The sequence below is a fragment of the Acinetobacter kookii genome (genome assembly GCF_900096895.1).
Lineage (GTDB): Bacteria > Pseudomonadota > Gammaproteobacteria > Pseudomonadales > Moraxellaceae > Acinetobacter > Acinetobacter kookii.
The window spans coordinates 1-12,766 of record NZ_FMYO01000005.1 but is presented as its reverse complement, the minus strand read 5'-3'; the positions used below and the strand labels follow the sequence as shown (position 1 = coordinate 12,766).

12 protein-coding genes, 2 tRNA genes and 1 other RNA gene are annotated in these 12,766 nt (G+C 41.0%); 9 read left to right on the top strand and 6 right to left on the bottom strand.

Going from position 1 to position 12,766, the window contains the following annotated elements; all coding sequences use genetic code 11:
* Positions 1 to 43: 43 nt before the first annotated feature.
* From rluD to BLP85_RS08695, 3 genes are read left to right on the top strand one after another with little or no spacing between them, the layout of a single operon-like run.
* Complete coding sequence (rluD, locus tag BLP85_RS08705; protein WP_092819723.1) at positions 44 to 1,096, top strand: 23S rRNA pseudouridine(1911/1915/1917) synthase RluD; 1,053 nt, start codon at positions 44 to 46, stop codon at positions 1,094 to 1,096.
* Between the two features lie 51 nt (positions 1,097 to 1,147).
* Positions 1,148 to 1,888 carry a peptidoglycan editing factor PgeF gene (pgeF, locus tag BLP85_RS08700; protein ID WP_092819722.1) on the top strand — a complete coding sequence of 247 codons (741 nt, stop codon included), beginning with the start codon at positions 1,148 to 1,150 and terminating at the stop codon, positions 1,886 to 1,888.
* Between the two features lie 39 nt (positions 1,889 to 1,927).
* Entirely contained in the window at positions 1,928 to 2,479 is a 552-nt protein-coding gene (locus BLP85_RS08695) for a flavodoxin family protein (RefSeq protein ID WP_092819721.1), read from the top strand.
* Positions 2,480 to 2,537: 58 nt separating this feature from the next.
* Here BLP85_RS08695 and smpB read toward each other — a convergent pair whose 3' ends face one another.
* Positions 2,538 to 3,014, bottom strand: coding sequence for an SsrA-binding protein SmpB (gene smpB / locus BLP85_RS08690; RefSeq protein ID WP_092819720.1), 477 nt, complete (start codon positions 3,012 to 3,014; stop codon positions 2,538 to 2,540).
* A gap of 140 nt (positions 3,015 to 3,154) precedes the next feature.
* Here smpB and coaD point away from each other — a divergent pair, with 140 nt between their 5' ends.
* The 4 genes from coaD (at position 3,155) to BLP85_RS08670 (ending at position 4,470) form a co-directional block, all read left to right on the top strand.
* Positions 3,155 to 3,646, top strand: a complete 492-nt coding sequence (gene coaD / locus BLP85_RS08685) for a pantetheine-phosphate adenylyltransferase (RefSeq protein WP_092819719.1) — start codon at positions 3,155 to 3,157, stop codon at positions 3,644 to 3,646.
* Between the two features lies 1 nt (position 3,647).
* Positions 3,648 to 3,911 carry a YfhL family 4Fe-4S dicluster ferredoxin gene (locus BLP85_RS08680; RefSeq protein ID WP_092819718.1) on the top strand — a complete coding sequence of 88 codons (264 nt, stop codon included), beginning with the start codon at positions 3,648 to 3,650 and terminating at the stop codon, positions 3,909 to 3,911.
* A gap of 26 nt (positions 3,912 to 3,937) precedes the next feature.
* Positions 3,938 to 4,321, top strand: an RNA gene (rnpB, locus tag BLP85_RS08675) — RNase P RNA component class A.
* A gap of 72 nt (positions 4,322 to 4,393) precedes the next feature.
* Positions 4,394 to 4,470: transfer RNA gene (locus tag BLP85_RS08670), tRNA-Met, on the top strand.
* A 67-nt stretch (positions 4,471 to 4,537) separates the two neighbouring features.
* On the opposite strand, the gene BLP85_RS08665 is transcribed toward BLP85_RS08670, so the two are convergent.
* A complete protein-coding gene (locus BLP85_RS08665; protein ID WP_171259687.1) occupies positions 4,538 to 4,945 on the bottom strand; it encodes a hypothetical protein in 408 nt (135 codons plus the stop codon).
* A 177-nt stretch (positions 4,946 to 5,122) separates the two neighbouring features.
* On the opposite strand from BLP85_RS08665, the gene BLP85_RS08660 reads away from it, so the two are divergent.
* Positions 5,123 to 5,199 (top strand) — tRNA-Met (locus BLP85_RS08660).
* A gap of 125 nt (positions 5,200 to 5,324) precedes the next feature.
* On the opposite strand, the gene BLP85_RS08655 is transcribed toward BLP85_RS08660, so the two are convergent.
* From BLP85_RS08655 to BLP85_RS08645, 3 genes are all read right to left on the bottom strand, one after another.
* Entirely contained in the window at positions 5,325 to 6,350 is a 1,026-nt protein-coding gene (locus BLP85_RS08655; protein ID WP_228143277.1) for a hypothetical protein, read from the bottom strand.
* Complete coding sequence (locus BLP85_RS08650; RefSeq protein WP_092819716.1) at positions 6,343 to 7,968, bottom strand: NAD+ synthase; 1,626 nt, start codon at positions 7,966 to 7,968, stop codon at positions 6,343 to 6,345. Before BLP85_RS08650 ends, BLP85_RS08655 begins: the two co-directional genes overlap by 8 nt.
* A 680-nt stretch (positions 7,969 to 8,648) precedes the next feature.
* Entirely contained in the window at positions 8,649 to 9,185 is a 537-nt protein-coding gene (locus BLP85_RS08645; protein WP_409449183.1) for a hypothetical protein, read from the bottom strand.
* Positions 9,186 to 10,250: 1,065 nt separating this feature from the next.
* Here BLP85_RS08645 and BLP85_RS08640 point away from each other — a divergent pair.
* Complete coding sequence (locus BLP85_RS08640; RefSeq protein WP_092819715.1) at positions 10,251 to 10,742, top strand: hypothetical protein; 492 nt, start codon at positions 10,251 to 10,253, stop codon at positions 10,740 to 10,742.
* 265 nt (positions 10,743 to 11,007) lie between these two features.
* Here BLP85_RS08640 and BLP85_RS08635 read toward each other — a convergent pair whose 3' ends face one another.
* A complete protein-coding gene (locus BLP85_RS08635; protein ID WP_092819714.1) occupies positions 11,008 to 11,943 on the bottom strand; it encodes a KGG domain-containing protein in 936 nt (311 codons plus the stop codon).
* Between the last annotated feature and the right edge of the window lie 823 nt (positions 11,944 to 12,766).

Here is a 12,766-nt window from a genome sequence, read left to right as displayed (position 1 = left end):
AGCTACAATTGCGCTATTAAACCACTTTTGTCTGAATGAGCAAATGAGTCAAGCACAATCTTCTAATTCTAATTTCCCTGAAACTGATTTCAATTTACTTGAAGATTCTGAGGATGCAGATAACCATACTTCAGACTCTACTGCAACACGTTTATCGTTGAAATTTCAATTGGATGAAAGTTATTTGGGGCAACGTATCGATCAGGTAGCGGCACTCATCTGGAATGAATTTTCCCGTGAAAAATTGAAGCAGTGGCTGAAAGATGGCCATTTGTTGGTAAATGGTAACACTGTCAAACCCAAGTATAAATGTGAAGGCAATGAGCTGCTCACACTGGATGTCGAGCTGGAAGTACAAACCAAAAGTTTGCCGGAAAATATTCCCCTCAATGTGGTGTATGAAGATGACGATATTATTGTCATTAACAAGCCGGTGGGTATGGTGGTCCATCCAGGTGCGGGAAATACGACCGGTACACTGGTGAATGCCTTGCTGTATCATTATCCAAAATCTGCCGAACTGGCCCGTGCCGGTCTGGTACATCGTATTGATAAAGACACCAGCGGTTTGCTGGTGGTGGCGAAAAATCTGGAAGCCCAGTTTTCTTTAAGCAAGCAATTGGCAAAGAAATCGGTATACCGTCTTTATGATCTGGTGGTGTACGGCAACATTATTGCCGGTGGCACGATTGATGAGCCAATCAAGCGCCATCCGGTCGATCGCGTGAAAATGGCTGTATTGCCAGGCGGTCGCGATGCAGTGACCCATTACAACGTGAAAGAACGCTTTCAGCATTTCACCCGTGTGCAGGCACGTCTGGAAACCGGCCGTACCCATCAGATTCGTGTACATTTTAGTTATCTGGGCTTTGGTCTGGTTGGTGATCAGGTTTATATGAATCGTGTCCGTGTACCGGCAGGTGCTTCAGAATTACTGGCCGACACTTTACGCGGCTTTAAACGTCAGGCCTTGCATGCAGCAAAACTTGGGCTGATTCACCCACGTAGCGGTGAAGAAATGATGTTTGAAGCACCATGGGCAGAGGATTTTGCGCAGTTGATTGAGGTATTGCGCAGTGAAAATAAAGCCTACTAAGCGGTTTTATGGCTGGGTATGAATCATAAGGAAAAGCACAAGGAAATTGACATGCGATTTGTTAAAGGGCTTCCATCAGGTGTGTGGGTTGGGCAGACGCGAGTGCATCATGAAAAAACTCAGCCTTCTGCACAAGCTGAATTGGCAGGATTTAATCTGGCCTTGCATGTGGGTGATGATGCAAAACGTGTACAGCAGCACCGTATGGCCTTGCTGCAACAGTTTGCCGAATTCGGGGTAGATAAAGTCACCTGGATGACGCAAACGCATAGCACCATCTGCCATACCATCAATGAAGAAATTCCTTTTCAGGCCCTGGAAGGGGATGGAGTGGTGACTCAGCGTAAAGCACATGCCTTAATGATGATGACTGCGGATTGTTTGCCGGTGGTACTGGGTAATGCCGATGGAACGGAGATAGCGAATTTGCATGCCGGCTGGCGCGGTCTGGCGCATGGTATTGTGGAAAATACCATTGCAGCCATGCAGACCCAGCCGACCTGGGCATGGTTGGGCGCAGCCATTAGCCAGCCTTGTTTTGAAATTGGCGAAGAAGTTAAAACAGCTTTCTGTTCCAAATATCCTGAACTGGACAGCGCTTTTAAGGCGGGTGAAAAAGCAGGCAAGTTTTTTGCTGACTTATATGCCATTGCACGATTTATCTTAAAGCAACATGGGGTTGAAGTTGTGCTAGGCGGCGATCAATGCTCCTATACACAGACAGATGAATATTTTTCATATCGCCGTGCAGCCAAAACCGGGCGTATGGCGACATTCGTGTTTATGGCCTGAAACTGTTAAACTTGATTAAAATCTATTGTTTTTATTGATATGTCTTTATCTTCTAAATCTCTTGCCATCGTTTATCACAGCCCCTATGGCCATACCGCAAAGGTTGCTTCTTTTATTGCTCAAGGGGCCAAGCAAACCGGTATTCAGGTACATTGCATGAACATCGAGCAGGTGGATTGGGAGGTTCTGGATCGGGCTGATGCCATCATGTTGGGTTGTCCGACATATATGGGCAGCATTACCTCTGCCTTGAAGTTATTTATGGAGCAGTCTTCCAAACGCTGGCTGGCACGGACCTGGCAAGGCAAGATTGCAGCAGGATTTACCAATGGTGGCGGATTGAGTGGTGACAAATTGGCGGTATTGCAGCAGATTAACCTGTTTGCCATGCAGCATGGCATGCTATGGGCAGGTTTGCCGCTGATGCCGACTGGACGTGGTTCGCAGGACCTGAACCGGATGTCGGGCTTTTTAGGTCTTATGACCCAGTCGGATAATGCCCCGGTAGAGGTCACACCACCACAAGGTGACTTGGACACAGCTATCTGGTTTGGGGAATATATTGCACTGTTGTTAAATAAATTCAAATAATGCCTTGAAGTATTTGTTTAATAAAAAACCTCCGGCTGGAGGTTTTTTTTGTGCAAAATTACTTGTGGAAAATCCGGGCCTTGTCGCGTTGCCAGTCACGGTCTTTTTCTGTGGCGCGTTTGTCGTGCAACTGTTTACCTTTCACCAAAGCAATTTCCAGTTTGGCCAATGGACCTTTCCAGTAACAGGCCAAGGGTACGCAGGCATAACCTTTCTGATTCACCGCACCTAGCAGCTTTTCAATTTCACGACGCGAAAGCAACAATTTACGTGTGCGGGTGGCTTCAGGCACCACGTGTGTCGAAGCCGATAACAGGGGTTGGATTTGCGCACCAAACAAAAACGCTTCATTGTTTTTAAAAAGAATATAACTTTCGGTAATGGTCATCCGCCCCGCACGCAAGGACTTGACTTCCCAACCTTGTAAGGACAGACCGGCTTCGAATTTCTCTTCAATAAAATAATCATGGCGAGCACGCTTGTTCTGCGCAATGGTGCCACCAGTATTTTTTTTAACTACGATTGATTTCGACATAATACGCATATTCCAATATTGACTCTATTTTGCCTCAAACTCGCGCTCAGGTGAAGTTTTTTCAAAATTAAGGAGATTGTTCACTAAAAAAAGAAGTTTTTGTTAAAATAGGGCTCTACTAAAAACTAGAGTAAAAATGGATGACTAAATCTCGCGTCATTTATCCAGGCACTTTCGATCCAATTACCAATGGACATATCGATTTGGTGTCACGTGCAGCGAAAATGTTTGATGAAGTTGTAGTGGCGATTGCCATCGGTCATCATAAAAATCCAGTCTTTAGTTTGGAAGAGCGAGTGGAGTTGGCGAAGAAATCGCTCAGTCATTTGCCTAATGTAGAATTTGTGGGTTTTGATGGTCTGTTAGTCAATTTTTTCCGTGAACAGAAAGCAACAGCTGTGCTGCGTGGATTACGTGCCGTATCGGATTTTGAGTACGAATTTCAACTGGCCAACATGAACCGCCGCCTGGATTCAGGTTTTGAAGCGGTATTTTTAACCCCTTCAGAGCAATATTCTTTTATTTCATCTACTTTGGTACGTGAAATTGCCCGCTTAAATGGTGATGTGGCACAGTTTGTCCCTCAAGCTGTGGTGGAGGCCTTTAAGCGGAAACAACAGCAAGGTTGGTAGCGTGTCTTTATATATTACCGATGAATGCATCAATTGTGATGTGTGTGAGCCGGTGTGCCCGAATGAGGCGATATACATGGGTGAAGTCATTTATGAAATTCACCCGGACTTATGTACCGAATGTGTGGGGCACTTTGATGAACCGCAGTGTCAATTGTTCTGTCCAGTCGACTGTATTCCGCATGATCCCAAGCATGTGGAATCGGAAGATGAACTGATGGAAAAATATAAAAAGCTGATTGCACAAAAAAGCACCAGTAATTAGTGCTGAAATTTGTTAGCATACGCCCCGAAGTGAGCCAGACGATCGCTGCTGTGGAGATCTCCGTGATTGAAGCAGGGGAGGAAAGTCCGGGCTTCGTAGGGCAGGGTGCCAGGTAACGCCTGGGCGGTGAAAGCCGACGGCAAGTGCAGCAGAGAGTAGACCGCCATCTTTGCAATCTCCTTTCGGGGAGACCAAGAGAGATGGTAAGGGTGAAAGGGTGCGGTAAGAGCGCACCGCGTGTCTGGTAACAGTTCACGGCAAGGTAAACCCCACCAGAAGCAAGACCAAATAGGAATCCTTCAGGCACGGCCCGTGCTGGATTCGGGTAGGTCGCTTGAGCGTACGAGTGATTGTACGCCTAGAGGAATGATCGTTCACGACAGAACCCGGCTTATCGGCTCACTTCATTAAATTTTTTACAATTATTGCGTGATATTTCTTGACATCAAGCTGCCTGAAATAGATAATACGCGCACAGTTTTGGCTATGTAGCTCAGTTGGTTAGAGCACCGCACTCATAATGCGGGGGTCACAGGTTCAAGTCCCGTCATAGCCACCATTTTCATAGACCACGTTTATAAAAGCGTGGTCTTTTTTTTATGGGTAAAATTTGTCTTTAAAATAGATTATTCACATTGAATTGCACTAGCATCGAGTTTTACTTTAGGAAATTCTTCAGCATATTTTTGCAAAATAGCGACTTTTTCATTTTCCCCAAAAATAATGTTTTGCAACTGACTGATTTTATTTTCAGTAAGATGTAACCGGGCACAATATAGGGCAATCTGGTTTTGCGTGGCAATGGCTAATTTCTGGTCTTGCGGAATCTGTTCAATTCGATAAAGTTTTTGTTGTGCTTTGCTGAGCTGGGCAAGGCTACGCTTTTGCTGCATGCTCAAAAGCTGTTGATTGTTGATCCATCGTGCCACATCCATGCGAACCCCATTATAGTCAACGAATATGGGTGAAATCAGCTGGCATGAGCTACTCAGGAGTGTCATTAAGCCCATAACGAGGAATTTGAATGGATGCATTTTATCTCAATATTTCAGTACCTTAATTTTAAGCTTAAAATAGAAAAGAGCCTGAATAAATAGCCGTTTTGTTTAAATATTAACTGAAAAAAAATAAAACGCTCAAACTCTGAACACTCGTAAAATAAAGGGCTTGACGCTAGTTGTCGAAATTTAGATAATGCGCACACAGTTTACGGCTATGTAGCTCAGTTGGTTAGAGCACCGCACTCATAATGCGGGGGTCACAGGTTCAAGTCCCGTCATAGCCACCATTTTTATAGACCATGCTCTCAGCATGGTCTCTTTTTTTGTGAATCAAAAAAGTCAGATTGATTCTCAAAAGAAAAAAAGGTCTGTTGATCATCCGTTTATAGACTACACCGACCCTTCATAATAATTACAAATTCTCTTGAAGGTATTGCTCGATAAATTGATGGGTAGTTTCACTTGAATAGAAGGGTGAAATCAATTCCTGAATAATGCCATCCAATAAACCTTGCTGTTCCAAGACCTGAAGGGTGTAGGGCAGGAAGCGTCGTGCTTCTTGATGTAAATCTGCTTCATTCAGTCCTACAGATTGCAACAGTTCCTGTAAGTTGTAGTTGGCAAAATAATTATAGAAACCGGCAACCACGTCCAAAACCACCTGTTGCAAGTATTCAGACTGCCTTAACTGACGCCAGGTTTCGTAAACTAGAATAAAAAAGTCTTCAAAGTCGATTGCTTGGAACTGTGAGTAGGTTTCTTTAAGCGATCTTTGCTTTACATCTTCCCACAAATGCAGCGCAATATCGGCAAGCTCTTCATTAGGAAGCAAGATGATATGACCAAGTTGTTTGACCAGTGCCTGAGCGAGTTGCTGTTCCAGTTTCAGTTCAATATGCTGCTGCTGGTCTTGAATAAAACCCAGAATTTTAGAACCCAAACCATGTTGATGGGTATTCAACTTGCGCAGATGATCCAGCCATGGGGTATTGCTTTCAAGAATCTGGTTTGCTAGCTGTAAACTGACATGTTTGACTTGCGGATTGTGCTGCAAGTTGTCATGGATGTAATGACGTAATTGATCCAGTTCGAGGATTTTATACATCCATAATTCAAATGATTCATCAGACAGTAGCTCATTAATTTGAGTGTGGCTGTTAATAGCAAAATGATGAATTTTTTGTGAAACCACCCCGATGAATTCTAAAATTTCGGCGCCTAAATTTAGTTCAAAGGCATATTTTTGAACGACATCTTGTAGCGCTTCAAGTTGAATAATCTGTTTTAAAAGAATCTGATCTGAAGAGGTATAAATATGATGAACAAATTTTTCAATATAGGGATTATGTTGTTCTGCTAATAATTGTTTTTTAATAAAGCGGGTTTGCTCAAGCATAAGCGCTTGAGCAAACTGTTGGGCCAAGTCCTGCTTAGACACCTGGTGCCCATCCATTCATGATTGGATAACGGCGTTCACGGGTAAATGCACGTGAGCTGATACGCGGGCCAATCGCGCCTTGACGGCGTTTATATTCATTGCGATCTACCAGGCGAATGACTTTTTCCACCACTTCTTTTTCAAAACCTTTGGCGATAATGTCATCTTGGCTCATATCTTCTTCAATATAAGCATACAGAATCGCATCCAGCACTTCATAGGCAGGTAAAGAGTCCTGGTCTTTCTGGTCTGGACGCAGTTCTGCAGAAGGTGGGCGGGTAATGACACGCTCTGGAATGACCGGGGTCTCTGAAATGCTGTTACGGTATTTCGCCAGTTCAAACACAATGGTTTTATACACGTCTTTCAGCACGGCATAACCGCCAACCATATCGCCATACAGGGTGCAGTAACCTACAGAAAGTTCAGATTTGTTGCCGGTAGATAAAACCAGATTACCAAACTTGTTCGACAAGCCCATCAGTAAGGTACCGCGAGCACGGGCTTGCAGGTTTTCTTCAGTTGCATCTGCAGGACTGTTGCCGAAGAATGGATACAAGGTTTGCATGAAGCTGTTCACGATTGGATTGATTTCAGCAATACCGAAAGTTACACCCATGGTTTTGGCCTGTGCGGCTGCATCTTCTACACTGATTTGCGCGGTGTAGGTATAAGGCATCATCACTGCCTGGACTTTATCTGCACCAATGGCATCAACTGCGATTGCCAGTGTTAATGCCGAGTCAATGCCACCCGATAAGCCCAGAATTACGCCAGGAAAACCAGAGCGCTGAACATAATCGCGAGTCGCTAAAACCAGACCCTGATAGATTTCAGCCAGCGTATCTAAAGCTGGAATCACTGTTCCGACTTTATAGGCTTTTTGTTCCGCTTCATATTCGGCGTAATAAAGATCTTCTTTAAAGCTTGCTGCCTGTAAAGCAATGCCGCCATCTTTATTGATCACAAAACTGGTGCCATCAAAAATCAGGTCATCTTGGCCACCGATCTGGTTGGTATACACCAGATTAATATTCAACTGTTTCGCCAGTTCGCTCATGGTGGTCAGGCGATGTTGCGGTTTGCCCACTTCATAAGGTGAAGCATTTAACACCAAAGCAGTTTCAACATTCAGTTGTGATAATTGATGAACGGTATTAAGTGACCAGATATCTTCACAAATCAGCACGCCAAATTTATGACCTAAATATTCAAAAACAAGGTGTTGATGGCCTTCGCTGAAATAACGCTTTTCATCAAATACACTGTAATTTGGCAAGTTCTGTTTATTGTAAACGCCCAGTACTTGTCCATCTTTCATTACGGCTGCAGCGTTATAACGCTGACCATCTTCAGTTTGATTGACAAAACCAAAGACCATCACAATATCTTTGACTTGGCTGAGCTGCTCAAATGCTTTTTGCGTGCGTTTTGCCAAGCTAGGACGGAGTAATAAATCTTCAGCAGGGTAGCCTACAGTGGAAAGCTCCGGGAAGAGAATTAAATCAGCTTTTTGTTTTTTGGCTTCATTTATCTGTTCAAGCATCTTTTGAGTGTTTGCTTCGATATTGCCAATATGCGGAGAGAATTGTGCAAGGGCAATTTTAAAACTTTTCATTCCAACTTAATCCTATTACCTATAGGGATGTATACACAGACCTAGATTTATTATGGTTATGGGTTCAATGCTGTGTACGTGACGACAAATAAAATAGAAGTATTAATCAATAATTAGCAATTCGATACTATATACGAATTGCATCGTTTGTAGAGAAAAAAACAAAAAAAAATCTGAATTTAGACAAAAAAATACAGCATGGCTGCAAAAATGGCCATGTTGTTAATGAATTAGCATGATTGAATGAAATGATTTTGGAGTGAAATTCTTTTTAAATGTTTTAAATCAATTAATTGAAGTAAAACTTATATCTTGACTACGGGTGGACAACTGCCAGGCGGTTTAAGGCTAGATAGGTGGGTGTGGTTAAGAGTTATACACAAAATTATACATATTAAAGCTTGTAGAGAGATGGCTAAAAATCAGTCCATTCATCTCAAGTCATTATGAATACCCAGCAATTTTGTAAATAGCTTTTAGTTGGATCAAATAGCGCTATAACCTGATACTTTTGGAGATCATGATCTCGCTCGTTTTTAAAGCAATCAGCTGGCTGGACGAAAAAATTACATCTTTAGAAAATCAAACAAGATGATGGGTGCGATGAGAGATGCAAAGAAGGATAAAATGAGTAATCAAATATATAAATAAAAAAAAGATTAAAAAATGAGCAGAAAAAATCAATGCACTATGTGCTGATTATTTAAAATAATGTTAGGAATATTTTTAAAAAATATGTCTCTTGCAATTTCGCCCTGTTGTTCAATGTTATAGGTATGAAAGGGTTTGCTTTCAATAAAGTCATATTGATAAGGATTATATTTTTTAAAACTCAAAAAATATCCGGACTGTAATAGAGCACCTTGCAAGAGAACATTGATATTGGACTGGTATTGATAAACGTGAGTCATCTCATGTATGAACAGACCTTGCATTGCTTTGGATCGCTGGGAAAAGTCTTCACAAAAATTTTCGTTGTTCATAAAGATATTGCCATTCGGTGCTATATACATGTTTACGGGTTGCCAGGGAAGATATTTGATATTAAATATTTTAACGTCATCGTAATTGATTAAATTACCGAAAATTTGACGTGCAAGATTGATCTCACCCGTAGTCAAATTTCGAAAACGAAAGTTATAAATATCAAACATTAAAGAAAGTTTGAACCACAACAAGAGTCTAAATTTCTGGAACATAACATTTTGCTTTGCCATTTATACTTATAATTCTATTCACAAAATAAAGCTTGAGTAAATGTGAAAGGCAAAAATTTTTGAATCTGTTAATTCAATATTGTAACGATGCTTAAGAAAAGAAGCTCCAATTTATCTCCTCAATATAACAAGAACACATGTTTAATTTTTCTTTGCATGGTTTTCATTAAGTTGGAATTTAAAATACTTCTTGAATGTATATATTTAATTTTTTAAAAAGAGTTCTTTCTTAATCTTAAAAATTCAGAAGCTAAACATGAATTTCCTGTAGGTAGAATATGCCTCATATTTTAGCAAAATCTCTAAAGCATCAGATAGAATTTCATCGCCTGGTTATTATGCCTTTTATATTTTGCTGTATTTATTTTTGTCAAACTTTAAAGAATAAATGTTAAGTACGTAACACTCTTCTAATATAGATCAACCACATAAAATAAAAGGATTTACATTGAAGAGAATTGAAACAGATATAAGCTTGGTCAATGAAATATAAAGAGTAGAGTGAATAAAGCTGTAGGTGTGCAGTAATTCAGACCATAGGAGATAAATAAAATGGCTACACAAGAAAATACTCAAAAGATTCAGCATAAACAATAGAATCAGTAAGTTAAAAATCCGCAAAGACCACAGAAAAAAGACTTGGATTTTCTGTTCTGATTATTGATTAATACTCAGGAAGTGTTCTTTGTGAAGAGTTTTTCCAGATTTATAGTCTCATTATTTCTATTCATCCACATTAATCAAAAGTGAAGAATAATATGAACTCAAAAGATGTGAAAATCATAATCGCTGTCATTGTCGTGGTCATCATTGCAGTCATTCTTTATTCCATATATGAAAGAAATAAAGATGAAAATATGGGAAATTTAAAGAATGAGCAAGGTAGTACATGGGTGAGTCCTGTGCATAAGATAAGCTCAAACGTCTAGATCAATACCTCAATACCAATGATGATCGTGATTAAAGAACCGAACCTGGACGTTTTTTTAAATAGAAACACTCTAGGTGAAAATGGCTATAACCAGCTTATTTTCCTCAATACCCTATTGTTATAAGGAGAAAAAAATGGCCGATCCAAATGATGTAAGAAAGGATGTAGATAATGATCCAGATACAGATGAATCACATCCAGTAGGAACAGGTGTAGGTGCTGCGGGTGCTGCTGCCGCAGGTGCCGCAATCGGTAGTGCAGGTGGTCCAATCGGAGCTATTGTCGGAGGAACAGTGGGTGCAATTGTTGGCGGTGTGGCCGGCCATGCAGTAGGCGAGGCGATTGATCCCACTGTTGAAGATGCGTATTGGCGTGAAAACAGTGTTAATCAACCTTATTATAAGTCCAGCCAAAATACTTATCCTGATTTGGACTATGATCGGGATTATCATCACGCCTATCGGGTAGGTTATGAAGATGTATCTGCGTATGATTCAAGCAAGCGGTTTGAAGACGTAGAGCCGGATCTTCGTGCCAAGTGGGAAGGATCAAAAGCGCAGTCCCGTCTAACCTGGGAAGAGGCTAAACATGCCTCACGTGATGCCTGGAACCGTTTACGTCCTTAGCTTAACTCCATCATCTCAATAGCTTTAAACCAATCTTTTTAATTTTAAAAGGATTGGTTTTTTGTTTTGCATGGTTCAAAAGCGATACCATTTTTCTTGTCTTTTAATTCTTGTGATTTAAGGGGAAGAAATTTTTTAGGGTTCTTCTTGTATTTTTATTGTTTGCATAAAAAAGCGTAGATTAATCTACGCTTGATAGGATGTGATTGAATTAGAATTATATTTATTTGAGTTGTTAAGTTTTCTTAAATGAAGCAGGTCGCGATTAGCCAGATGTAAATCGGCCATATTCATCGCGTCTTTGCGTAGTATTTCTACTACGACCACTGCCTGAACGGCCACCGCGATCATCATCGTCATCATAACGGCTACGACCACGGCCTGAGCGACCGCCACGATCATCATCATCGTCATAACGGCTTCGGCCTGAGCGACCGCCGCGATCATCATCGTCATCATAACGGCTACGACCTCGGCCTGAGCGACCGCCGCGATCATCATCATCGTCATAGCGGCTTCGGCCTGAGCGACCGCCGCGATCATCATCGTCATAGCGGCTTCGGCCTGAGCGACCGCCGCGATCATCATCGTCATCATAACGACTACGACCTCGGCCTCGGCCACCATGGTCATCATCATCGTCATAACGGCTACGACCTGAGCGACCGCCGCGATCATCATCATCGTCATAACGGCTACGACCTCGACCACCACGGTCATCATCATCGTCATAGCGACTACGACCTCGACCACCACGGTCATCATCATAACGGCTACGACCTGAGCGACCGCCGCGATCATCATCATCGTCATAACGGCTACGACCACGGCCACCACGGTCATCATCATCGTCATAACGGCTACGACCACGGCCACCACGGTCATCATCATCGTAACGGCTACGACCAGAGCGACCACCACGGTCATCGTCGTCATCATAACGGCTGCGACCGCGTGTATTCATATGGCTGCGCGCACCTGCCTCACGCGCTTCTTCCGAGGTAAATTCATGAGCATGTCCGCTTCTATGAGCAGCTTGACCGGCTGCACGGGCTTCCTCTGAGGTGAATTCATGAGCATGCCCACTTTCATGCGCGGCATGACCACCTTTACTTGCTATTTCACGTTGTCTCTCGGGATCCATACTTGCAAATCCGCGATTTGAATGTTCTGTTTCATTCTCATTACTTCGATTAGCCATTTTTTTCGTCCTATCTTTATTTTTGGGTAAGACTGTTGTAATAAACAACTCTAATAAATTAAAAGAAATAATTTATTAATAAATAAATGATGTGTTTCTATTCTTTTTAATGTAAATAATAAATAAAAAATATACTGGTAATGGACTGTAATTAAATGGCTTTATTTGTTTTTTATAAATAGGGTGAATAACAATATAATATTCTAATATTACTTAATGTTATATATGAGATTATTATAAAAAATTAACTATAAAATATTTTAATGTGCTGTTAGTATATGAATTTAATTTGTATTTAAAATGTATAAAATTGGAATAAACGTCTTTCATAATTATTCCTAACCTATTTATTTCATCTCATAGGAGAGTAAAGGGGGATGTAGGAAGTCTATTGATGAGACTTTTACAAATTTTAAAGGTATAAATAAAGAAAAAATTGGGGGTGGAAGATAAGTATAGATGCTGAGTTTAATTCTAAAAGCATAAATAAATGCTGAATTTAAATGAAGTGAGGGAGGGTATGTATGTGAATCATTAATATTTAAATCTGGTGGATCATTTTAATTGTTAAGTTGGATTTCTATTTTTAAAAAAAATGAAAAAATTATATTGTTGTTTATTTAAAATAGTACGTGGCTATTTTATGAAAAAGTATCAAAAGTAAAATAAGGTTGCATATAAAGCGTAAATGACATGGCAGAGTAAAACTTGAAGTGCGACATAAACCAGGCAGAGTAAAACTTGAAGTGCGACATAAACCACCTAATTAATTTAAAGGGTTTATGGAGTATATAAAATTGTCATACCATCATCTTAACTTTGA

Coding starts and splice junctions, on each gene's coding strand:
- BLP85_RS08695 (WP_092819721.1), top strand. CDS start 1,928: ATGTCTTTATCTTCTAAATCTCTTGCCATCGTTTATCACAGCCCCTAT.
- BLP85_RS08640 (WP_092819715.1), top strand. CDS start 10,251: ATGGCCGATCCAAATGATGTAAGAAAGGATGTAGATAATGATCCAGAT.
- rluD (WP_092819723.1), top strand. CDS start 44: ATGAGTCAAGCACAATCTTCTAATTCTAATTTCCCTGAAACTGATTTC.
- BLP85_RS08635 (WP_092819714.1), bottom strand. CDS start 11,943: ATGGCTAATCGAAGTAATGAGAATGAAACAGAACATTCAAATCGCGGA.
- BLP85_RS08650 (WP_092819716.1), bottom strand. CDS start 7,968: ATGAAAAGTTTTAAAATTGCCCTTGCACAATTCTCTCCGCATATTGGC.
- BLP85_RS08665 (WP_171259687.1), bottom strand. CDS start 4,945: ATGCATCCATTCAAATTCCTCGTTATGGGCTTAATGACACTCCTGAGT.
- pgeF (WP_092819722.1), top strand. CDS start 1,148: ATGCGATTTGTTAAAGGGCTTCCATCAGGTGTGTGGGTTGGGCAGACG.
- coaD (WP_092819719.1), top strand. CDS start 3,155: ATGACTAAATCTCGCGTCATTTATCCAGGCACTTTCGATCCAATTACC.
- BLP85_RS08645 (WP_409449183.1), bottom strand. CDS start 9,185: ATGGCAAAGCAAAATGTTATGTTCCAGAAATTTAGACTCTTGTTGTGG.
- smpB (WP_092819720.1), bottom strand. CDS start 3,014: ATGTCGAAATCAATCGTAGTTAAAAAAAATACTGGTGGCACCATTGCG.